General features: G+C 44.7%; 17 protein-coding genes and 1 pseudogene. 16 read left to right on the forward strand and 2 right to left on the reverse strand.

All coding sequences use genetic code 11. The annotated features are described in order from the left end of the window. The first annotated feature begins 76 nt into the window (after positions 1-76). Positions 77-346 carry a hypothetical protein gene (locus tag QUA04_RS22730; RefSeq protein WP_333261039.1) on the forward strand — a complete coding sequence of 90 codons (270 nt, stop codon included), beginning with the start codon at positions 77-79 and terminating at the stop codon, positions 344-346. Between the two features lie 274 nt (positions 347-620). Here QUA04_RS22730 and QUA04_RS22735 read toward each other — a convergent pair. Further along, positions 621-965 (reverse strand): annotated as a pseudogene (locus QUA04_RS22735) (Uma2 family endonuclease); the annotation flags it as partial. Positions 966-1,071: 106 nt separating this feature from the next. Continuing rightward, a complete protein-coding gene (locus tag QUA04_RS22740) occupies positions 1,072-2,850 on the reverse strand; it encodes an EamA family transporter (protein WP_333261042.1) in 1,779 nt (592 codons plus the stop codon). A gap of 382 nt (positions 2,851-3,232) precedes the next feature. On the opposite strand from QUA04_RS22740, the gene QUA04_RS22745 reads away from it, so the two are divergent. The 15 genes from QUA04_RS22745 to QUA04_RS22815 all read left to right on the forward strand — a co-directional run bounded on the left by QUA04_RS22745 (position 3,233) and on the right by QUA04_RS22815 (position 22,624). After that, complete coding sequence (locus QUA04_RS22745; RefSeq protein WP_333261045.1) at positions 3,233-3,439, forward strand: hypothetical protein; 207 nt, start codon at positions 3,233-3,235, stop codon at positions 3,437-3,439. Next, complete coding sequence (locus QUA04_RS22750; RefSeq protein WP_333261048.1) at positions 3,388-6,723, forward strand: amino acid adenylation domain-containing protein; 3,336 nt, start codon at positions 3,388-3,390, stop codon at positions 6,721-6,723. The genes QUA04_RS22745 and QUA04_RS22750 overlap by 52 nt, the downstream gene beginning before the upstream one ends. Positions 6,724-7,368: 645 nt before the next feature. Beyond that, the gene (locus QUA04_RS22755; protein WP_333261051.1) at positions 7,369-7,641 is read left to right on the forward strand and encodes a hypothetical protein; all 273 of its coding nucleotides are present in this window, start codon (positions 7,369-7,371) and stop codon (positions 7,639-7,641) included. A 357-nt stretch (positions 7,642-7,998) separates the two neighbouring features. Further along, positions 7,999-9,096, forward strand: coding sequence for a HAMP domain-containing sensor histidine kinase (locus QUA04_RS22760; protein ID WP_333261054.1), 1,098 nt, complete (start codon positions 7,999-8,001; stop codon positions 9,094-9,096). A gap of 584 nt (positions 9,097-9,680) precedes the next feature. Further along, positions 9,681-10,115 (forward strand): hypothetical protein, encoded by a 435-nt coding sequence (locus tag QUA04_RS22765; protein ID WP_333261058.1) that lies wholly within the window; start codon positions 9,681-9,683, stop codon positions 10,113-10,115. Between the two features lie 97 nt (positions 10,116-10,212). Beyond that, positions 10,213-12,729, forward strand: coding sequence for a magnesium-translocating P-type ATPase (mgtA, locus tag QUA04_RS22770; RefSeq protein ID WP_333261063.1), 2,517 nt, complete (start codon positions 10,213-10,215; stop codon positions 12,727-12,729). 250 nt (positions 12,730-12,979) lie between these two features. Next, complete coding sequence (locus QUA04_RS22775) at positions 12,980-13,741, forward strand: DUF6920 family protein (RefSeq protein WP_333261066.1); 762 nt, start codon at positions 12,980-12,982, stop codon at positions 13,739-13,741. Between the two features lie 30 nt (positions 13,742-13,771). Continuing rightward, positions 13,772-14,563, forward strand: coding sequence for a type II CAAX endopeptidase family protein (locus tag QUA04_RS22780; RefSeq protein ID WP_333261070.1), 792 nt, complete (start codon positions 13,772-13,774; stop codon positions 14,561-14,563). Positions 14,564-14,778: 215 nt separating this feature from the next. Next, positions 14,779-15,180 (forward strand): heavy metal-responsive transcriptional regulator, encoded by a 402-nt coding sequence (locus QUA04_RS22785; RefSeq protein WP_333261073.1) that lies wholly within the window; start codon positions 14,779-14,781, stop codon positions 15,178-15,180. Positions 15,181-15,304: 124 nt separating this feature from the next. Beyond that, entirely contained in the window at positions 15,305-15,733 is a 429-nt protein-coding gene (locus tag QUA04_RS22790; RefSeq protein WP_333261076.1) for a beta-lactamase hydrolase domain-containing protein, read from the forward strand. A 54-nt stretch (positions 15,734-15,787) separates the two neighbouring features. Next, positions 15,788-16,030 carry a thioredoxin family protein gene (locus QUA04_RS22795; protein ID WP_333261079.1) on the forward strand — a complete coding sequence of 81 codons (243 nt, stop codon included), beginning with the start codon at positions 15,788-15,790 and terminating at the stop codon, positions 16,028-16,030. A 12-nt stretch (positions 16,031-16,042) separates the two neighbouring features. Further along, positions 16,043-17,041 (forward strand): permease, encoded by a 999-nt coding sequence (locus QUA04_RS22800; protein ID WP_333261082.1) that lies wholly within the window; start codon positions 16,043-16,045, stop codon positions 17,039-17,041. A 102-nt stretch (positions 17,042-17,143) separates the two neighbouring features. Further along, positions 17,144-20,083 carry a cation-transporting P-type ATPase gene (locus tag QUA04_RS22805; RefSeq protein ID WP_333261085.1) on the forward strand — a complete coding sequence of 980 codons (2,940 nt, stop codon included), beginning with the start codon at positions 17,144-17,146 and terminating at the stop codon, positions 20,081-20,083. A 94-nt stretch (positions 20,084-20,177) separates the two neighbouring features. Then, positions 20,178-20,708: a DUF3122 domain-containing protein gene (locus QUA04_RS22810; protein WP_333261088.1), complete on the forward strand. Its 531-nt coding sequence runs from the start codon at positions 20,178-20,180 to the stop codon at positions 20,706-20,708. 116 nt (positions 20,709-20,824) lie between these two features. After that, positions 20,825-22,624, forward strand: coding sequence for an ABC transporter ATP-binding protein/permease (locus QUA04_RS22815; RefSeq protein WP_333261091.1), 1,800 nt, complete (start codon positions 20,825-20,827; stop codon positions 22,622-22,624). The last annotated feature ends 147 nt before the right edge of the window (positions 22,625-22,771 follow it).

Raw genomic sequence — 22,771 nt, forward strand, 5'->3', positions numbered from 1 at the left:
GTTATTCATTTTTTTGTCATAATTAAGTATTGCATATAATTGTATCACAGTCTTGATAATGATTTAGGATTGCTATATGTTAGAACAAGCTAAATACAACCTACTTCACTACTATACTTTTGGCATTCAAGCTCGGTTTGCTGAAAGTTTAGAAATTTTCAGCAAACATCTGGGCTGGTCGCAAATTCAGATTGTTGCAGAAAATGTGGGGACAAACAAACCGAAAAGTTCTAATATTAATCAGCCAACCTTACATTTAATTGCCGAACAAAATCTACTAGACATAGAGCTTTATCAGTTTGCAAAACAGTTATTTGAGGAAGGACAAAAAACTTCAAGGACTTAAGATTTTTGCTGGGTGGAGTCATGACAAGTACCCAAAACAGGATATTCAAGATGGTAGAATATCTCCAGTGCAGGAAGAGCAAAATACCGTAGACGGAGTAAATTTGGGGTTAGCTTAGATGGAGACCAGTGGATAAATTATCTCGATCGACATTCTGAATTCGTACACGAGTTAATGAAGTTAACTCGAAATAAACGTCGTTTTTATTAACAGGGAATAAGGGCTGCGACCCTTATGGGGTGTATTTACTAGACCTCTTTGTTACCCCCCCAGGTTCGGGAGAAAGAATTTCAATTGCCCAGTCTGGATAAATTTCAAAGCGGTTAGCAATTCTACCCGATGGTAGAAAGGAAATTCTTTCCCACCGGAATACTGCTACATCTGGGACGAGTGATACACCGCCGAAAGTGCAACGCAACTTTGGAAAAGCATAGGCAATCTTTGGTGTTTCGACTATTTGGTTGATGACATGGCAAAGCTTACCCTGCAATCTGCTGTGTTCACCTTGAGGTATCGGTTTTTGAATGATTTTTTTGTTGATATATCCGCAAGCTGGTTCCGTTTCTGGAAGTTGTAGGAACTCCTCTAAGCTCGGCGAGATTTTAATGACTGTAGTCATAGGTCAAGTCGATTTTAGATTTGAGATTTTCAATGGGATAAATATCAGAACCCCGACTTTAAAAAATCGGGGTTCTGATATCTATTCTGAAGGATAAATTATTGCCTTAACTAGCCTTCTTTTGAGGAGCCACTATGCGTTCCACACTCATAGCAGCTACGCTCAACGTCACCACAGCCATGCCCAGAATTGCCACAGGCTGCAACTTCTCATTGATAATTATGAACGCAAAAAGTGCCGTCATCGCCGGCCCCAAAGTGCCAATAACTGACGCTAAGGCGGCCCCCGCAAACCGGATGGCAAAATTATTCAAAAGATAGCTAAACAGCGTCAGCACCCCTAAAACAACGCCTCCCACAATCAAACCGGGCCAAACATTTTGATCGATGTTAGGAGCAAAATTTTCCGACAGGGGCACCCACAAACTCAGGGCCGAAAATACAAAAATCGCGGCAAAATTAACTAAACTAAAAGGAATTGGGTGTAGCTTGCCCGCAGCCATTTGTGTCAGCAATACGTAACCTGCAAAGGTAATCCCAGAAGCCAGTGCTGCCATGACTCCCACTCCGACATTGCCGCCGCTCCGAGCAGGGGCAGCAAAACTCGGTGACCCAGCCAAAATTAGGCCTGCGGTAATTCCCAACATTGCCCAAAAGCCGACTGTGCTGGGGCGAGAGCCAAACAAGATCCAAGAACCTAGTACGGTGACGATCGGGTAAATAAAGAAAATCGTAATCGCAATCCCCGCCGGAATATTGCCGATCGCCAAATAAATCAAAACCTGAGACAAAAACAGAAAAAATGCGCTTCCTAAAACTTTGCTCCACAAAGCTCGATCGCCCGACTCGAACAACCGTCTAATATCTTTCCATACAGAAGGATACAGAAATGTCGCCAATATCGGCATCAAAGCCATCACCACGATCAGCCGCATCAACAAAATCAACAAAGAATTTCCAAAACCTGGAGTCACCACCCCCGGAAATTCAAACAACCCAAAAACCATCCGAGGATGTTTGCCTTTAATCAGAATTCTTAAACAAACATTAAACAGCGACAATACCACCGCCGAAGACAAAGCCAGCACCAAACCTGTCTGCACTTGAGAAGCTACTTTAGCGGGTGCCGTCGGTGGCGCTGAAGAAGGCTGTGGTAGGGGTTCCCGCGGCGTTTGGACAGGTGTTGGCTGGAGAAATTGCGGGCGGACAGAATTAACAGAATTAGTGGATTCCTCGACATAGGAATCTTGAGCATCGAAAGGATTCTCAAGATATGCTTCTTCTTCTTCGAGTTCTTCCCTGATGCGGTTTACGAGATTTTGTAACAGCTCTTCCCCTTGCAGTTCCAGGGTTTTCATGTTGTTGAGCCGCACGGAAAGCTCGCTTTCGTAACTGGTTAAATCTTGTTCCAGCATCTGGAAACTGCGATCAATCCTTTCATCCAGCGCCGCCAGCAACTGCGAAGCCCGTTCGTCGTAGTTGCTCGGCGGCAGGGGTATCGGGAATTCGCCGCTGGGAATAGGGCTGCTGAGAGAATTTCCCGAGTTAGCGCTGAGTTCGTTGAACCGCTGCACCAACAAATCTTGCAAATTGTGAGCCAAAACTTGAGCCAACTGCTTCAGCCACAATTGCTGCTGCTGAATGTATCGCCCCGACAGAGATTCCATTTGTTGAGACTGCAATTTGCGATATTGCTCTCTGAGGTCTTCAATATCCTCAATCAGGTGATTTTTTTCAGTTTGCAGCCGAGTAATGTCCTGATTTAACTGGCCTTTGACATTTTGATGCAAAGCGTCCAGTTCTTGCATTACTGAGTGGAGGACTTCTTCTGCTGATTGTACTTCCTCTGGCTCGTCCTTTGACGAGTATACGTTCCGCTGCGCCATTAGCCTATAACCTCTAATTTAAACTGCACGTTCACTGTTCTTAAGTATTTTGCCAAATCAGGCCGCAAGTTCTAGTGAGTGGCTCTAAAAGATTGCGGACACTGTTGAATCAATAGTAGTCGCTAAGCTACAAATGTGAGAAAATTGCGTGAAGCAAAGCTATCCCGCTCTTAATCGCCCCAAAAACACTTTGTGCAATTAGAAATCATACTACAGCTTGACCTCTCCACGGATTGCTCCCGGTAATTCTCGCATCTAACTGGGCCGATTGCACCCGAATCACAAGCCTAAGAGTCCGTTGGGCGACTAAATTTAATTGGGGGGTGGCACTCCTAGCCCCTTAACGGATAACTTGATCCTGCGGCCAGAAATCCGGTTTCTTTTGCCCGCCTTTCTCCCGCACTCGCGCACCCAGGTTTATGATTTTAACAGTTCCGATCTTTTGCTCGCGAAAGTTTTAAGAGGCGATCGCCCCCTCACAAACCAACCCCGCGCCATCCAAAAATTAACACATCCCATCCTCAAAGAGCAACAGATATGGCATCCGAAATTTATGACAATTCCTTTACAAGCGATCGACAAAAACTGAATATTTCCTCAGAAGCCGAAGTCTTTGTCTTTCCGGCATCATTTGCCCAGCAGCGCTTGTGGTTTCTCGACCAATTCGCACCGGAAAACCCTTTCTATAATGTAGTAACAGCACTGCGCTTAACTGGTTCCCTCAACTTAACAGCCTTAGAGCAAACCTTCAACGAAATAGTGCAGCGACACGAAACTTTGCGAACCACTTTTGCCGCGGTATCAGGGCAACCAGTGCAGATAATCTCTTCCGCTTTAAAGACTAATTTACAACTATTAGAACTGCAACATTTGCCGCCCGAACAACGCCACACAGAAGCAAAGAAACTCTCCGCAGCAGAATCTCTTCGCCCTTTCAATCTATCCACCGGGCCGCTGATGCGAGTAACCATCTTGCGACTGACAGAGACCGAGCATATTCTATTGCTAAATATGCACCACATAGCCTCCGATGATTGGTCGATCGGTGTGCTAATTCGAGAACTGGAGGCTATCTATACAGCTTTGATAAATCAACAGCCATCTCCCCTCCCAGAATTATCACTTCAATATGCCGACTTTGCCGAGTGGCAACGCGAATGGCTGCAAGGTGAAGTATTAGAAACTCAGCTTGCTTATTGGCGGCAGCAATTGCACGGGATTTCTGTGTTAAATTTACCCACAGATCGCCCTGCACCAGCTAGGCAAAATTATCGGGGAAAAACTCAATATTTAGAACTGCCGAAAAAGCTGAAAAACGCACTTTTAGCGCTCTCGCAGCGAGAAGGAGCGACTTTATTTATGACAGTGCTCGCAGCCTTTCAAACTTTACTTTACCGCTACTCACAACAAGAAGATATTGTTGTAGGTTCGCCGATCGCCAATCGCAACCGCAGCGAAATAGAAGCATTAATCGGTTTTTTTGTCAATACTTTAGTGCTGCGAACAGATTGCTCGGGAAACCCGACATTTCGAGATTTTTTGGGCCGGGTGCGGGAAGTAACCCTGGGAGCTTACGCTCACCAAGATTTGCCTTTTGAGAAGCTAGTCGAGGAATTGCACCCAGAGCGATCGTTGAATCGCCACCCGCTGTTTCAGGTGGTATTCGGGCTGCAAAATGCGCCGCTGGACGAGCTAGAATTGCCAGAATTAAAGTTGAGTTATTTTCATTTGGAGACTCAAACAACGCGCTTTGATTTAGAGCTGCATTTGTGGGAAGCTTCCGATAACTTTAGGAGCAGATACGGCGAACATTGGGAAGATTCGGAAGGACTCAGAGGCGTAGCTGTGTACAATACGGATTTATTTGATGAAGTTACGATCGCCCGAATGCTGAGGCATTTTAAAACGCTGCTGGAAAGCATTGTGGCTAATCCAGAACAAAGAATCGCTAACTTACCTTTATTGAGCGAGGATGAAGTGAATCAATTATTCAGAGAATGGAACGATACTCGCACAGATTATCCTCAAAATAAGTGCATTCATCAGTTATTTGAAGAGCGAGCCCGGCAGCATCTGGAGGATGTCGCCCTAACTTTCGACAGCCAGCACCTCACTTACAGAGAACTCAACAGTCGCAGCAACCAACTGGCGCGCTACCTACAAAAACTGGGGGTGGGGGCGGAGGTTTTAGTGGGGCTTTGTGCAGAGCGATCGATCGACTTAATTGTCGGGATGTTGGCTATACTGAAAGCGGGAGGAGCCTACCTACCGTTAGATCCGAGCTATCCGCGCGATCGGCTAAACTTGATGCTGGAAGATGCTGGAGTTAAAGTCTTGCTAATTCAGGATAAGTTGATTGAGAATTTCCGAGAATTCTCAAACTCGGTGATTTACTTCGATCGCGACTGGGAAGACATAGCCAAAGAAAGCGCCGAAAATCCCGCCAACACCGCAACAGCAGACAACCTAGCTTACGTTATTTACACATCTGGCTCAACAGGAAAACCCAAGGGAGTTGCTGTCACCCACAAAGCAGTAAATCGGCTGGTACTCAACACCAACTATATAAAAATAGAACCTACCGATAAAATTGCCCAAGCATCAAACGCTTCATTCGATGCAGCCACATTCGAGATTTGGGGAGCCTTGCTTAACGGCGCTCAACTCGTGGGAATTAGCACCAATATTACCCTTTCGCCTCACGATTTAGCCTTAGAACTGCGCCAACAAGCCATCACCATTTTGTTTTTAACAACTGCCTTATTTCAACAAATTGCTAGAGTTTTACCGCAAGCTTTTAATTCGCTGCGCTGCTTGCTGTTTGGCGGAGAAGCCGTCGATATGAGATGGGTTAAAAAACTTCTCCTAGAAAATCCAACCACTCAATTAATTCACGTTTACGGGCCTACAGAAAATACCACATTTTCGGCTTATTATTGCGTGCAAGACGTACCCGAAACCGCAACATCTATCCCCATCGGCCGCCCGATCGCCAACACGCAAATTTATCTCCTCGATGCGGATTTGCAGCCGGTGGCGATCGGTGTTATAGGTCAATTGTACGTCGGCGGTGACGGACTGGCGAAAGGCTACCTCAACCAGCCAGATTTAACTGCTGCTGCATTCATTCCCAATCCTTTTAGCAATAAATCGGGTTCTAGCCTTTATAAAACAGGTGATTTAGGTCGCTATCGGGTTGACGGCAACATCGAGTTTTTAGGCCGCGTTGACGACCAAGTAAAAATTCGCGGCTACCGCATCGAGTTGGGAGAAATTGAAGCGGCTTTGTGCCAGCATCCACAAGTGCGCGAAGCAGTGGTAATTGTAAGGGAAGACATCCCCGACGATAAACATTTGGTAGCTTATGTTATTCCTGACGGCCTTAATGAAAAATTAGAAATTCCAAATCTTAAGTCAAGTGACTTGCGCCAATTTTTGAAAGAAAAGTTACCAGGATATATGGTTCCTGCAACTTATGCAGTGTTGGAGTCCCTGCCGCTGACGCCTAATGGCAAAGTAGACCGCCGCGCCTTGCCTGATATAGATACAGACAGCGACGATATAACAGAAAATTATGTAGCGCCTCGGACTGAACTCGAAAAGGCGATCGGGAAAATTTGGGCTAAAGTTTTGGGAAAACAGCAGGTTAGTATCTACGATAATTTCTTTGAACTAGGCGGGCATTCCCTGCTAGCAACTCAGTTGATTTCTCGTATCCGAGACGCTTTGCAAGTCGAGTTATCGGTCAGCAATTTGTTTGAGGCTCCGACTGTGGCGAGTCTGGCAAAATACATTGAAACAATGCGCTGGGCCGCGACTGGTTTGGATACTCCTAGAACAGACGAAAATGAGCGCGAAGATGTGGAATTTTAAGGCTTTACATAATTGCGGGATGATTTTGATTGTTTGGTGGAATTGGCGTCCGGGAGCATCTCACTTTTGCAGCCAAGCTAGAAATTGGAGTTTTGAGGCAGGAGGCAGGAGGAAAGAGGAAGAAGGAAGGAGCCAGAAGAAGTGTTTTTACAAATATGAGATGCTCCCGGATGACAACCCTCCTCAAACCCTTATGGAGTAAAGATTGAGCATCGCTTATGCTAAAAAAAGATAGGCAGCCTTAACTCAACCGTATTGAATTATAGATAACATTCTAATTTAAACTGTTCCCAGCGATAGATGATCTCTAAATTTTTAAATTTTACTATCAAAGAACAGGCTAACCACTCAACATCAATGATAAAAACACTCATAAAAGTGGAATGATCCTAATAAAAACATGAGCTATCCTCTACCAAAAGCTTCCTTAATGCAAGTTCCCTCTAATTCGGGGATGCTGATGCTGGGAATGGCTGGTCGAGATGTGATAAAAACTGCTAGATAAATTCTACGCTCATGTGATGGTCATCACTGTTTTTTCTTGGCAATAATCTGATAATGGCTCGGATTCGTTGTTATCAAGAAAAATTTGTGTAATTCATTGAAGTCAATTCATACCTTTTATTACAGTTAGAGCAGAAACTCATGGAAAATACATTGTTCGATCGCACATTCCGGGACAGTGAAGGCAAAATTGTTATAGCTCAGATGCCAAATCTACCACTGAGTGTCGGGATTGTAGCTAGTTTATTAAAGCTCATTGTTACAACAGGGCAAATTAATTTAGCGTTGGATCTAGTAGCTTTTGGTTCTTTGTTTACTTGGGCTTGGGAAGAATTATTTCAAGGCGTTAACTACTTTCGTAGAGCATTAGGTCTGATTGTGCTTGTCGGTCTGATTGCCTCGAAACTTTTATAAGGAAGTGAGCATAAACAAATCGCAACCACCATGATTTTACCTCAACAATCTACGCCAACTTTTCTTTTGTTATTGGCATGATGAGTGAACTTTCAGATGTACAGATGACCTCGCGATCGCTGAGGCGATTAGCTTGACTCCATAGCATTCTCTCCTTACTCTTTAATACCGCAATTGTCGCGATGAGTATTAATACCATTGCCGGTTTAATTCAGTAATTACCGCAGATTTCACCTTTATAAACTACCCCCCAGAAGCCGAGTTTCTTGCGGAAACTCGGCTTCTGTGTACTTCACTTACCTCAACATTGCTGTATAATGAGCTCTCAACACGGACTCATCCACAAAATCAGAAACGATGTCCAACGAAGCGTCTGACCGTCTTAAACAAAATGCTGAAAAAATTATGGGGATGTGGGAGAAGCGGGCGCGTGATGAAGTCGGTGCATCAACGCATCAAAATTCTCTTGTGTTGCAAGATTCCCTACCTCTGTACTTAAACCAACTGGTAGATGAACTCTCAAACCGAATTGTCAGGACATCTGCCCGAATCACAGCCGACGAGGTAGAAAGCACTCGGATTGGCAAGCTGCATGGGCATGAACGGGCGGGGTATGCTGACTACTCTATGACTCACCTAATTTTCGAGTATCACCTCCTCCGTCAAGTCATATTTCAAGTTTTAGAAGAAGAAGCACCTTTAGGAGTGCAGGATCGAGACATTATTATCGGCTCCATTGAGCAAGCCGTTAATGACGCGGCCACTCAATTTTCCGAAACGCTGCGAGATATTCAAGAACTATTTATGGTGACGCTAACTCACGACCTCAGAAATCCCATCAATGTCGTAAAAATGGGAACTCAACTAACTCTGCGGCGGCTTGAACGAGGAGACAGCCATATCGATGTGGCGGCGAGGATGCTCAGTGCGATCAATCGGCTGGATTCGATGATTCAAAATCTGCTTGATGCGAGTCGGCTGCGGTCAGGGCAGAGCTTAAAGATAGAATTTGATGAATGCGATTTTGTGATGCTAGTCCAAGAGGTGGTAGAAGATTTGAGCTTCGCGTATGGAGAGCGGTTTGTTGTAGTCTCTGATTCTGATATGAGGACTTTTTGCAGCCGTAAAGAAATACGGCGGGTGATTGAAAATTTAGCAATTAACGCTGTGAAATATGGTGCGCCTAATACGCCGATTACACTCACGCTCCAGCAAACTGAAACGCAGATCAGCCTTACTATCCATAATGAAGGCGATCCGATCGCCCTAGACGCTCAATCAATCCTATTTCAACAATTTCGTCGAACCATCTGTGCCGAGGAGCAAACCGGCTGGGGATTAGGATTATTTTTATCAAAGAGTATTATTGAAGCCCATAAAGGGACACTTGCGGTTGAAAGTGCAGAGGGCAAGGGGACAAGCTTTATTATCAATTTATCAAAGATTCTTTTTTAGTTCTGGACATTAAGACTAAGAAGAAAAATATGGTATAAAATAATGAATCCACAGTCCACATTTTGAGCTGACCCACAGAGGAAGCGCTTCAGCAAACGCGATCGCTCTACACCCGCTATCTTTAAGCCGTCGGTCGTGCGAAATAACGCCTTTCGGGATTGACAAATCAGAGATATATCTACTTCACGAACTCCTCACATTATTACTATTAGGAGGGAGAGCAAAATGACATTCATACGAGCTTGGCGATTCCTAACGCTGATGCTGGCTTCGTTTAGTCTCAGTGCGTAGGTTGGGTTGAGGAACGAACCCTCCGTTTCACTCCGCCCAACATTTTCGCTAAAATTTTCCTTAACTGAACCGTATTGTTCTATAGAGTTGGAGTATCTATGAGGTTGCTAGTTAGAAAATTCAAACCCATCAGCTAATTTAGTTAGGCCCTCCGATAGTTACGCCGCCTTTCATTATTGGTCTAGCATAAGTTGCAGAGAGATATATTTGCTTTAGGGCAAAACAACATGACATTTATACGAGCGTGGCGATTCATAACACTGATGCTGGCTTCATTTAGTCTGAGTTTGTCTATGACACATTTGCTAGAGTTCCCACAAAGAATGCAGTTTGACCAGCAACTTTGGGTGAGAGTAACGGTCTTTGAAAATGTTTATAAATTGTTTGGCTCAGTCGGCGCAGCTTTTGAAATTACAGCGATTTTGACAGCAATCGTGCTGGCATTTCTTGTTCGCAAACATGGTTCAACTTTTTACTGGACGTGGGGCGGAGCGATTCTTTTGGTGCTGGGGTTTGTGAGTTGGATCGTGTTTGTTGCGCCAATGAATGCTGAATTCGTCCAATGGTTGACGAATCCCATTCCAGCAGATTGGACGCGGTATCGGGATCAATGGGAGTATGCACACGCAGTCAACGCTTTTATCAAAATCATTGGGCTAAGTTTGCTGGTGATTTCTGTGCTTGTTGAAACGCCAAAAAAGACAGAGAGCCATTCTGATCGTGAGTAAGGCTAGTTTAAATGGAGGATTATAGATAATAATTGAATAGCGTTCACTACCTGGATACTTGAAGTCAAACGCAATCAAAAGGACAAAGTAGTAAATAATGAATCCACAGTCAACATTTTGGAGCTTACCCACAGATCAGGTGCTTCAGCAGACGCGCTCTACAACCGCAGGATTAAGCCGTCAAGATGCGAAACAACGCCTGATCGAGTACGGCGCAAACAGCCTCAAACAAACACACAAATCGAGCGCATTGATACTGTTGCTCAATCAGTTCAAGAGTCCGATTATCTTGATTCTGATTTTTGCTGCGGTGCTATCAATTTTTGTTCAAGATGCGGCATCTGCTATTATCATTTTGACGATCGTCCTGATTAGTGGGCTATTAGGATTTTGGCAAGAGAAAGGAGCGTCGAACGCCGTCGAAAAATTATTGGCATTAGTGCAAGTTAAAGCAACTGTTTTGAGGGATGGTCAATCTCAAGAAATCCCCACTGAGGAAGTGGTTCCTGGTGACATTGTGGTGCTTTGTGCAGGTAAAAATATTCCGGGCGACTGTCTAGTTTTAGAGTCGAAGGATCTATCTGTAGATGAAGCAGCACTGACAGGAGAAACCTATCCGGTAGACAAGCTAAGTGGCGTATTGTCGGCGGTTACTGGACTGGGCCAACGCACCAATTCCCTCTATATGGGAACCAATGTAATTAGTGGAACGGCGAAAGCCGTAGTCGTTCATACGGGAAAAGAAACTGAATTCGGCAAAGTATCGGAACGTTTGAAACTCAGACCTCCCGAAACTGAATTTGAAAGGGGACTGAGCAAATTTGGTTACTTTCTCATGGAAGTAACGCTAATTTTGGTAGTTCTAATTTTTGTCGCCAACGTCTACCTCCATCGCCCAGTGTTGGAATCTTTCCTGTTTTCTCTAGCGCTAGCGGTGGGTTTGACTCCCCAACTTTTGCCTGCGATTGTTAGCGTTAACTTGGCTCGTGGTGCCAAGAAAATGGCGACAAAGCAGGTGATTGTGAAGCGCTTGCCAGCTATTGAAAACTTTGGCAGTATGAATGTGTTTTGTACCGATAAGACGGGTACGCTGACCGAAGGAGAGGTAAAAATTCACTCTGCGGTTGATGTGGAGGGGAAAGAAAGCGATCGCGTTCTACTTTACGCTTATTTGAATGCCGCATCTGAGTCAGGTTATGTCAATCCGATTGATGCAGCGATTCGCGAACACAAAAAATTTGACATTTCTAGCTATCAAAAGTTAGATGAAGTGCCTTATGATTTTAACCGCAAACGTCTCAGCATCCTGTTCAAAAAAGAGAAGACGCATCTGGTTGTTACTAAAGGCGCACTAAAAAATATTTTGGATGTTTGCTCAAGTGTTGAAACTGCTGAGGGAAAAACGATCAACATTGTAGATCAGCAACAAAAACTCCACCAAGAGGCTGAAGACTTAGGCAGTAAAGGATTTAGAGCCTTGGGTGTGGCTTATCGCGATTTTGATAGAGATTCTTTCAGCAAAGATGATGAAACAAACATGACATTTTTGGGCTACCTTGCTCTGTTCGATCCGCCAAAAGCTGGCATCGCTGACACCCTCAAAGAGTTAGAATTTCTGGGAGTCACCCCGAAGATGATTACCGGAGACAGCAAGGCGGTTGCTATTAGTATTATTCAGCAGGTAGGACTGTCTGAACCAAAGACTTTGACAGGTTCCGAACTAGAAAAGCTCAGTGATGAAGCCTTGATCCATCAAGTACAACATACAAATGTTTTTGCCGAGGTAGAGCCAAACCAAAAAGAGCGGATTATCATCGCCCTCAAAAAAGCAGGGAATGTAGTTGGATATCTTGGAGACGGTATTAATGATGCTTCTGCCCTTCATGCTGCCGATGTTGGCATCTCAGTTGAAAGCGCAGTTGATGTCGCTAAGGAAGCGGCTGACATTGTGTTGATGGAAAAAGATTTGAATGTCTTGGTCGAAGGTGTAAAGGAAGGACGGATTACATTTGCTAATACTTTAAAATATGTATTTATGGCAACTAGCGCCAATTTTGGCAATATGTTTAGCATGGCGGGAATTTCTCTGTTTCTGCCCTTTTTGCCGCTGCTGCCCAGTCAGATTTTGCTGACGAACCTATTAACTGATTTCCCGGAATTGACGATCGCGACAGATCGGGTAGACAAGGAGTTAGTCAACAAACCTCGCCGGATGGATATCAAGTTTATCCGCAACTTCATGATCGTGTTTGGGTTGCTGAGTTCAATATTTGATTACCTGACATTTGGAGCGCTGCTGTTGCTGTTGCACGCTCAACCAGAACAGTTTAGAACAGGCTGGTTTATGGAGTCTGTAATCTCCGCTTCGATGGTTGTGCTAGTCATTCGTACCCGCCAATCTATTTTCAATAGTAAGCCCGGAAAATACTTGTTAATGGCCACGCTGGCGACCGTCGGAGTAACACTAATCATTCCCTGGACACCTTTGGGAACCCTGCTCGGATTTCAACCGTTGCCGTTGAGTTTCATGCTGGTTCTGGGGACGATTGTCATGCTCTATGTTACTGCTGCCGAGAATGTGAAACGAGTGTTTTACAGCCATGTAAAGTTTTAGTCGTCAAGGAATAGGGGTTGCAGTTAGTTGAATTTAAATTTTAACGCAACCTTGATATCGATGAAATACTTACATTTAAAGTCACTTTCTAACTAATCAGTATAAAACGACCTTTAACAAATTACAATTATGTATACCAGCACATCATCAAATAAATCACTGTTAAAATTCTTTCTAATGGTTTTTGCTCTTAATATTCCATTATCTATCAAATGTTGAATTAAAAAATACCAAAACACTGGAGGCAGTAATGACCAAACAAATTTCTCTTGATGCGCTATGGGATTCAGCCACATCTCAGGATCGTATATTCCACTTAGATGACTTCACTCACCTGCCAGAAGCCGCGAGACGGTATCTCGAATATGCGATCGCACCTGGAACAAAGCTCGCCTCTGCGGTTCGGTGGAAAATGCACGGCGAAATTAAATTGAAAAAGTGGATTCCATTCACAGCCGAGCAAGTCGTTTGTTGGGAACATGGACTGATTTGGAGTGCTACAGCATGGATGAATAGCTTCTTGCCAATTGTCGGCTCGGATCGCATCATCGACGGCATCGGTGCGATGCAGTGGAAACTGTTAGGATTATTTCCTGTAATGACGGCGAGTGGTGCTGATATTACGCGGTCTTCTATTGGTCGCCTCCAATCAGAGTCAGTGTGTTTACCGTCTGTGTTTTGTGGCGATGACGTTTTATGGACAAGCACAGAGTCATCGAATCTAGACTCCAATTTGCATTCCAGTTTTATAGTGCAAGACGAGCGAGCCGAACTAGATTTCACGATCGATCGAACGGGTCGTCTTAAGACCTTCAAGTTACCACGCTGGGGCAATCCAGAGGGTGCTGAGTTCCGTTATGTGGACTTCGGTGGAATTTTAGAGGAAGAGGGTACATTTTGTGGCTACACCATTCCAACTCAGCTACGGATTGGATGGTACTTTGGCTCCGATCGGTTTGAGTCGGAGGGCGAGTTCTTCCGAGCCACGATCGATGATGCAATCTATCGATAGACCGATCTACGTCAAAGGAGAGAATGAAAAATGAGAAAATATCCGATTGCTTGGTTCTATATCTTGGCTTTTGGTATCTCATGGCTTGGCATGATATCGACCGTCTTAGCCTCGCGAGGCATTGCCCCATTTAACAGTCCTTACTTCCAACTTCTTTCCATCTTTTATGCCATTGGCCCTGCACTTGCGGCTATGATTGTGTCACAGGTGACGCATGGTAAAACAGGGATTCGGGATTTGAACAAGGGACTAATCCGATGGCGGGTTAGCCTAATCTGGTACATCGTAGCGGTGCTGGGGTCTGCAATTTTGCTGATTGTGGCGCAAGCCGTAACGAAATTATTGGGCTTTTCGGTAACTATCGTAACGCCACCAGTCAATCTATCTCCCTATGTTATTTTCGGTTTGGGAGTAAATTTCCTCGCCAATACCTGCGAAGAAATTGGGTGGCGTGGCTTTGCATTACCACATTTGCAGAAACGATATAACGCTCTGATTGCTACTCTCATTGTGGGCATATTGTGGGGTTTATGGCATTTACCGCTTGTCTTTTTGGTAGGCCACCCGATGTCTGAGTTTCCTTTCCTCTGGTTTATCACCATCGTGGCAGATGCTTTTATATATACCTGGATTTACAACAGCACTAAAGGCAGTATTTTGCTAGTGGCGCTTTTTCATGGTTCGGGGAACATCTGGCTACTATTTATAACTGGGGTGTCCCCTGTCGCATCTGCTCTCCTGAATTGCGTTGTGGCGATCGCAGTAATCGCAGTATTTGGAAGAGCGCATCTCTCTCGCCGCCAGAGGGTTTGTGCGGACTAAAATGGGGTTGCAACTGAACTAAAATAAGCCTGCAACGCTCGAACGGATAGGGGCTTCCTCTTGATAGACTCGATGGCGGTGGCGGTGGCGGTGGCAAAGCGCGATCGCGCTATGGAGTGCGGCGCTCTTCGATTCTGGCAGCTTTACTCAATGCGATTCTGTTACTGCTAACAATGGGTGGTATTAGTTTACTAGATTGCTAGGTCGTTTTATCAATGTTAAAAATCAGCGAAGTCTCCCGTAGTTTAGGAATCAATCCCCAAACGCTGTATTTTTACGAGCGGATTGGGCTGATTCCATCTCCCCAGCGTACTGAAGCCGGATATCGGCTTTTTAGCCAGTTAGATGTAGATCGACTTGCCTTTATTTGTCGTGCCAAGTCTTTAGGGCTGAGTTTGGATGATATTAAGGAGATTCTATCGTTAAAGGAAGGGAAATTACTCACCTGTAAAGCTGTTTATGAAAAACTCAGCAAAAAAGTTAAGGAAATTGAGGAAAATATCGACCAATTGCGATCGCTCCATGATGAGCTAGTACCTTTAGTCGAGCAATGCAAAACCAACTTTGACCATCCCGATCCAGCTTATCAATGCCTCGTCCTTGACACACAACAATAAACAACCCTACTTAAAGATCGTCAAAATCAAAAACCAGATATTTTGAAAATCCCCTTGACATTATATATGGGTATAAGGTTTATATTTGAATCAACCAAGATGATCATCTATTGAATGCGTCATTATGTTCAAAACCATCACCAATACCCTAGCCATTGGTTCTATTGCCGAGTCTGAAGCCTTGCAAGAAATTGCCCAAAAAGGCTACAAGACTGTCATTGATTTGTGTCCTGCTGCTGAGGGAAATCAGCTTGATGCGTCAATGGTGAAAGAACAGGCTTTGGAATATGTCAGTGTTCCCGTTTCACCCAAAAACTTGACCGTCGAAACCCTAGAAGCCTTCAAGCAAGCGGTGAAAGCATCCCCCCAGCCAATTTATACTCGCTGTGCCTCTGGATTGCGGGCGGGCGTATTTACCTTATTGGTATTGGCAGAACAAGAAGGCTGGACAGAGGCGCAATATCTTGAGAAATTTCAGACTTTGGGAATTGACCAGAAGCCTAACTGTATTCTTGGAAGTTTTGCTCATACTTACTTTGAGAAAAAAGTCTAGAGAATCTGGACATTAGCCGAACTGAATTACAGAATACAAAAAAGGAGTTATGCCATGAATACGATCGAGATTGAAATTTTGGGTTCAGGCTGCAAAAAGTGCCAACAGCTAGAGGCAAATGCTAAAGAAGCTGTAGCTAATCTCAATTTAACTGCGGAAATTCTGCACATTACCGACCCCATCGAAATCGCTAAACGAGGTGTGATGTCTACTCCCGCCATGACAATCAATGGCAAACTCGTCAGCAAAGGTCACGTAATCAGTCCAGAACAAATTCAGCCCCTATTACAGCGTTAAAGAGGCAAAGTTATGTTCGATCCATTTTATCCATTTGATTGGTTGGCAACCCAAATTGTCACCCAACTTTTTGGCTTGTCGATCGCATCGCATTTAGGATCGAGTCTGCACTTCTTTCTTTACGATGTGCCAAAAGTCTTAACATTACTGATTGTAATTAGCTTTATTGTTGGGACATTTCAAAGCTTTTTAGAACCAGAGCGCGTTCGCTCTTTGCTAGAAGGAAAGCGCACTTTTGCAGGAAATATTTTGGCGGCAATGGTAGGAATTATCACGCCATTCTGTTCTTGCTCTGCGGTTCCTTTGTTTATCGGCTTTTTGGAAGCAGGTGTACCTTTAGGCGTGACCTTTTCTTATCTGATGGCAGCGCCAATGGTGAATGAAGTTGCTGTTATTCTTTTGTGGGGATTGTTTGGACTAAAGGTGACGCTGATCTATATCGGCTTTGGGGTGGGTTTGGCGATCGCCTCTGGATATATCATCGGATTACTAAAATTAGAAAAATGGGTGGAACCCTTTGTTTGGGAACTGCAAAAATCTCGTCAAGAAATACCTCTAGGTGATGAGGACAATCTAGAACCAGTGATGCTAACTTGGGGGCAAAGATTTGAGCAAGGATGGTTCCAGTCGAGCGAAATTGTGCGATCAGTGTGGCTCTATGTCGTGGGTGGTATTGCGATCGGGGCGGGGATTCATGGTTATGTGCCGACAGATTTTATCACCCAATATGCAGGGGCAAATAATCCTTTAGCAGTGCCGATCGCGGTAATTTTGGGCGTGCCACTCTATGCGAACATTGCGGGTGTGATGCCGATTACCGAAGCTTTAGTCAATAAAGGAATGGCAATGGGTACAGTTTTAGCCTTCACAATGGCTGTGACAGCACTATCTCTGCCTGAAATGGTGATTCTTAAAAAAGTTTTGAAACCTCAACTTTTAGCCGTGTTTATTGGGCTAATGACCGTTGGTATTATCAGCATTGGCTATATATTCAATGCTCTACTTTTGTAAAAAAAACGGTTTATAGGCCATAATAAGTCCTGAGTTTAATAAACGCACTTTGCGTGCCGAAGAGCTAACCAGCTTCAGTTATCAAACAGGAGTAGATCGGGCATGGCATCATTACACCAACCATTATGGACATTATCATTTGAAGAAGTCTATGAATCTCTAGGCACTGCTGCCAATGGATTATCGGACAAGGAAGCGCAAGAGCGATTAGAGAAATTTGGCGCAAATGAATTACCAGAACCCGTCCATCGTCCATTGTGGCTCAGATTTGCCGATCAACTAACCCATTTTATGGCTTTGTTGCTGTGGGTTGCAGGGATTTTGGCATTTATTTCCCGCACACCTGAACTGGGCTGGGCAGTCTGGGCGGTAATCTGGATTAATGCTATTTTTAGCTTTTGGCAAGAGTTTCAAGCTGAGAAAGCTTTATCTGCTTTAAAAAAAGTCTTGCCGATGCAAGTAAAAGTGTATCGAGATGGAGAATTAAAGCAAATTCCAGCTAGAGAATTGGTACGCGGTGATGTGATGCAATTGGAAGAAGGCGATCGCATTTCCGCAGATGCCCGTTTAATTTCAGCCGAAAGTTTATATCTCGATGTATCAGTAATGACAGGGGAATCTTTGCCTGTGGCGCGAAGTCCTTACCCTGTACGTCTGCGCGAGGCCGTTTCGGTACGTGCTGGCAAAACCATGCTGCGTCAAGGGGAACAGCCTATACAAGAAAAGGTAAATCCCTCGGAAATTGCTAACCTTGTATTAGCAGGTTCGACGGTAGCAGCAGGTCGAGCAGTGGCGGTGGTTTATGCGACGGGCGCACAGACTGAATTTGGACAGGTGGCGCATTTAACTACAGTAGTAAAACGCGAACCCAGTACCTTAGAAATTCAAGTTGCTCGGATTGTACGGATTATTACAGCGATCGCGGTCAGTATGGGAGCGATCGTCTTTTTGCTGGCTTACTTTCTGGTAGGCATAGAGGTAAAAGAAAGCTTCATTTTTGCGATCGGGATCATTGTCGCACTTGTGCCAGAGGGATTATTGCCGACTGTCACCTTATCATTAGCGATCGGTGTGCGACGGATGGCGCGACGGAATGCCCTCGTGCGGCGGCTGTCGGCAGTTGAATCTCTGAGCGCCACAACTGTCATTTGCACGGATAAGACAGGCACATTGACCAAAAATGAAATGACAGTGCGTTATCTCTGGCTACCCCATCAACCAGATACTGCAAATACGAATCCCGATCCATCAAATGACGCACTAACTAAAGCGCTGATTGAAGTCACTGGCGCAGGTTACGATCCCACCAATGGCAAGGTCAACATTCCCTCTGATGCCGATATTGCTTGGAAAGCCCAGGTTTTGCTGATCGGTTCGGCACTTTGTTCTAATGCCCGTTTGGTGCATCTCAATACACCTAGTCGTTGGCAAGAAATTGGCGATCCGACAGAGGCGGCTTTATTAGTAGCGGCTGCAAAAGCGGAATTAAATTTAGAAAATCTCCAAAAGCAATTCCCACGCTTAAGAGAAATTCCTTTTGATTCCCGTCGCTTGATGATGACAGTGGTTTTGAATTGGCAATCTTCAGAGTTATGGTCAAGTGAATTTCCCAATCTTGCTTTCACCAAAGGTGCACCATTGGAAGTTCTGAAACATTGCCATTGGATTTTGCGCGATGGTGAATCCCAGGAGTTAACCCACGATTATTGGGATGAAGTTGTCAAAGCTAATGACGATCTAGCCAGACAAGGATTTCGGGTGTTAGGGCTGGCGGCGCGTCAAGGTGGGCAGGAATTACTGGATTTCAAGGCGCAGGATTTAGAGCAAGATCTGATCTTTATTGGTCTGGTTGCTATGTTCGATCCACCGCGTGACGAAGTACCAAAAGCGATCGCTCAATGTCATCAAGCAGGGATCAAGGTGACGATGGTAACGGGTGATTATGGATTGACGGCTGAAGCGATCGCCCGTCAAATTGGTTTAGTTAGCGACAAAGTGCGTGTCGTCACGGGTGAAGGCATGGGACATCTCTCTGACGCACAACTAAAGCAAGTGGTGAAATATCGCTTTGGTTTAGTATTTGCGCGGATGTCGCCCGAACACAAATTGCGATTAGTGCAAGCTTACAAAGATATCGGTGAAATTGTGGCAGTTACAGGTGATGGTGTGAATGATGCCCCCGCCTTACGCGCCGCAAATATCGGTATTGCAATGGGACAAAACGGTACGGATGTGGCACGAGAAGCAGCAGATATCGTACTAACCGATGATAACTTTGCCACGATTGTCGTCGCGATCGAGCAGGGGCGATCGGTGTATCAGAATATTCGCAAGTTTATGACCTACATTTTGGCATCCAATGTTGCCGAACTCGTGCCATTTCTAGCAATGGTTGTCCTCAAAATCCCCCCGGCGCTGATAATTATGCAAATCCTGATCGTCGATCTGGGAACGGATATTTTGCCTGCACTAGCACTAGGAACCGAGCCCGCCGAAGTCGGGACGATGCAGTTACCGCCACGCGCAAAATCGCAACCACTCCTTGATCGCTCTTTACTTTTGCGTGCTTACTGTTTCTTAGGATTGATCGAGGCAACATTAGGGATGATTGGCTTCTTCATGGTTTGGCGAAGCTATGGTTACGACTTCGCCTCATTACAAGCGATCGCGCCAGCAATTCTCTCTCGCACCGCCAATCCAGAGATCGCTTTTATTTATGCTCAAGCCACTACAATGACTTTGGCGATTATCGTTGCTTGTCAGGATGGGAACGTTTTTGCCTGTCGCTCTGAACGGACTTCAATCTTTCGATTAGGATTCTTTTCTAACCCTTTCATTTGGCTGGGAATTGCGACAGAATGGATATTGATTATATCAATCATTGAAATCGCCCAGTTGCGACAGGTCTTCTCTACCTCGCCAATGACAACTTGGCAATGGTTATTTTTGCTAGTCTGTCCACCAATTTTACTCGGTGCAGAAGAGCTTCGCAAGTTGTTTCTTCGCGATCGGCAACAAGGCAACCTTAAAAGAGCTTTTTAGAACCAGAGCTAATGCAGCAAAAAAAATAGGATAAAAATCCCAAAATTTTGACTCTGGAATTGCCAGACATTTTAACTTTTTGAGGACTTTTGTGATGAACTTTATCTACTTTAACTGCTCTAAAATTCGCCCGATGCGCTGGCTGCTGGCTGCTTGGATCTGCGTTTTACTGCTTGTCTGTATTCCCTTACCTGCTTTTGCTGCTGCGGGGGAAATCGAAGAATATCCAGGGCAGATGCTGTATCAATCCCGGCAAAACCTGCGGGATCAGACCGGAAAGTCCTGGCAGGCGATCGCCTTCAAACGCATCCATCCTGAAGGTAGTTCTACTGTCTCTCTGCGCGTCGTGGGCTTTCCTGGTGCGGTGGAATTCGATCGCACTCAACCGCTGATTCTGACAACATCTATGGGCGAAACTCTAACCGCCAAGGATATTTCTAGCGAAATTTCTAAGGACACACCAACCCCAGCGAATGTCGCAGAATATGACATTAAGTCTGTCCTACCGCAGTTGCAGGCTGAAATTCCCCTTCACCTAACTTTACCGATGGTAACTGGTTCAGCGATCGAGTTACAAATCCCATCCACGGCGATCGTAGAGTGGCAAACAATTTCTGCTCGTTGACTAACAAAAAAAACAAGCCGATGAGGATTGATCCTAGCCAATTCAGGAGCAATCTTGAGCCTGCTGAAGAATAGTTTCTGTCCGAAACCCGATCGCCGCAGTAAGTATCAAAAACAATGCAACGATTTAATCTAACTATACTCAAACAGTTCTGGGCGATCGCCAAATCTTACTGGTCAAGCGACGAAAAATGGCGCGCGCGCGGCTTATTGCTATTAGTCATCCTGTTGTCCCTTGGCTACACAGGACTTAGCGTGCTGCTCAACAACAAGCGAGGCGAGCTAATTTCGGCATTGTCTGCTCACGATGAAGCTAGATTTTGGCAAACAATTTTGATTTGTGCCGGGACATTAGTTATTTACGCACCACTATATGCAGGCTATGATTATTTGCGCGATCGCCTGGGCTTAGAGTGGCGGCGATGGCTGACTAACTATTTTGTCGATCGCTATTTCCAGAATCGCGCATTTTATCACCTCAATCATGCCGATGCCGACATCGATAACCCCGATCAGCGGATTGCTGAAGATGTCAAAAGTTTTACCCAAAAATCGTTAAAACTACTGCTAGCGGTAGTTGATTCGCTGTTAGCCGTAGCGGCATTTAGTGGCGTGCTCTGGGGCATTTCTAAGCCGTTAATCTTGTTTTTGCTACTCTATGCGCTGGTTGGCACATTAGCGACAGTTGGGGTATTCGGAAAGCCCTTAATGCGACTCAATTTTGGGCAGCTTAAAAAAGAAGCCGATTTCCGGTTTAGTTTAGTGCGAGTGCGAGAAAATGCTGAGGCGATCGCCTTTTATCAGGGAGAACCGCGCGAGTCAGCTCAAATCAAAGGCAGATTTGTCGAAGCTTTTGATAATTTCAAGCGCTTGATTTTTTGGGAGTTGAATCTCAATATCTTGACCAACGCCTATGAATTTATTCCCTTCATTTTGCCTGCAATTGTGGTCGCCCCCGGCATTTTTGCGGGTGATTTAGAAGTTGGTAAAGTTACCGAGGCGCAAGGAGCTTTCATTCGAGTCTTTTTCTCGCTCAATCTAATTGTGGCGCGCTTTCAATCCCTTGCTACTTTTGGTGCTGGTGTCGAGCGTTTATACACCTTTTTAGAGTGTTTGGAAACTCATCACTTAACTTCTCAAGAGTCTGACGGCGTTGAGGAAACAAGTATCAAAACTGAAATTGCCGATCGACTGGCGATCGAAAATATGACCCTCCAAACACCTAACCGTCAACGGACTTTGGTGGAGGATCTATCTGTGAAGCTATCAACCGGTGAGAGTTTGCTGGTGAGAGGGCCTAGCGGGTGCGGGAAGAGTTCTTTGCTAAGGGCGATCGTTGGACTGTGGGATGCAGGGACTGGCAAAATTTTGCGCCCTACCCTCGATCAAATGTTGTTTTTGTCGCAGCGACCTTACATGATTTTAGGGACGTTACGAGATCAAATGCTGTATCCAAATATGGATGCAGAAGTAGAAGATTCGCAGTTGAGGCAAATTTTGATGCAGGTAAATTTACCCGAATTAGAGCAAACGCATGGAGGATTTAACACTGAACAAAACTGGGCACAGCTTCTATCTTTAGGAGAACAACAGCGGCTAATTTTCGCACGTCTGCTGCTCAATAAACCTAGTTATGCTATTTTAGATGAGGCTACTAGCGCCCTCGATCCTCATAATGAAAAACATTTATATCAACAGTTACAAAACTCTGGTATGACATTTCTGAGCATTGGACATCGAGAAAGTTTGAGTAATTATCACCAGTCTATTTTAGATTTTACCGCCGATCGCACCTGGTCTTTAAAAGCTTCTGAAACTCTACCTATTTTGATTCCTAATAATCTTGTTGTTGAAGACATCAAGATAGTAACGGAGGACACGGCTGGATCTATTCCTATTGATAGAGATTGTAATTAGAAGGGAGGAGTTAAATATCTGTCTATTGATTGATTCATTTACTAGCGATTTCGAGTCTATTTAGAGTGGACAGATAAGCTGATACGCAGCTAGATTGTATAATAGAAATATAAGATAAGCGATCATTAGTTAGAATGTATGCCAGCC

This window comes from Microcoleus sp. S13_C5 (genome assembly GCF_036700845.1).
In the GTDB taxonomy this organism is placed as follows: Bacteria; Cyanobacteriota; Cyanobacteriia; order Cyanobacteriales; family Microcoleaceae; genus Microcoleus.

Excerpts from the sequence above, each read along its gene's own strand:
- QUA04_RS22730 (WP_333261039.1), top strand. The coding sequence starts at position 77 with ATGTTAGAACAAGCTAAATACAACCTACTTCACTACTATACTTTTGGC.
- QUA04_RS22740 (WP_333261042.1), bottom strand. The coding sequence starts at position 2,850 with ATGGCGCAGCGGAACGTATACTCGTCAAAGGACGAGCCAGAGGAAGTA.
- QUA04_RS22750 (WP_333261048.1), top strand. The coding sequence starts at position 3,388 with ATGGCATCCGAAATTTATGACAATTCCTTTACAAGCGATCGACAAAAA.
- QUA04_RS22755 (WP_333261051.1), top strand. The coding sequence starts at position 7,369 with ATGGAAAATACATTGTTCGATCGCACATTCCGGGACAGTGAAGGCAAA.
- QUA04_RS22760 (WP_333261054.1), top strand. The coding sequence starts at position 7,999 with ATGTCCAACGAAGCGTCTGACCGTCTTAAACAAAATGCTGAAAAAATT.
- QUA04_RS22765 (WP_333261058.1), top strand. The coding sequence starts at position 9,681 with ATGACACATTTGCTAGAGTTCCCACAAAGAATGCAGTTTGACCAGCAA.
- mgtA (WP_333261063.1), top strand. The coding sequence starts at position 10,213 with ATGAATCCACAGTCAACATTTTGGAGCTTACCCACAGATCAGGTGCTT.
- QUA04_RS22775 (WP_333261066.1), top strand. The coding sequence starts at position 12,980 with ATGACCAAACAAATTTCTCTTGATGCGCTATGGGATTCAGCCACATCT.
- QUA04_RS22780 (WP_333261070.1), top strand. The coding sequence starts at position 13,772 with ATGAGAAAATATCCGATTGCTTGGTTCTATATCTTGGCTTTTGGTATC.
- QUA04_RS22785 (WP_333261073.1), top strand. The coding sequence starts at position 14,779 with ATGTTAAAAATCAGCGAAGTCTCCCGTAGTTTAGGAATCAATCCCCAA.
- QUA04_RS22790 (WP_333261076.1), top strand. The coding sequence starts at position 15,305 with ATGTTCAAAACCATCACCAATACCCTAGCCATTGGTTCTATTGCCGAG.
- QUA04_RS22795 (WP_333261079.1), top strand. The coding sequence starts at position 15,788 with ATGAATACGATCGAGATTGAAATTTTGGGTTCAGGCTGCAAAAAGTGC.
- QUA04_RS22800 (WP_333261082.1), top strand. The coding sequence starts at position 16,043 with ATGTTCGATCCATTTTATCCATTTGATTGGTTGGCAACCCAAATTGTC.
- QUA04_RS22805 (WP_333261085.1), top strand. The coding sequence starts at position 17,144 with ATGGCATCATTACACCAACCATTATGGACATTATCATTTGAAGAAGTC.
- QUA04_RS22810 (WP_333261088.1), top strand. The coding sequence starts at position 20,178 with ATGAACTTTATCTACTTTAACTGCTCTAAAATTCGCCCGATGCGCTGG.
- QUA04_RS22815 (WP_333261091.1), top strand. The coding sequence starts at position 20,825 with ATGCAACGATTTAATCTAACTATACTCAAACAGTTCTGGGCGATCGCC.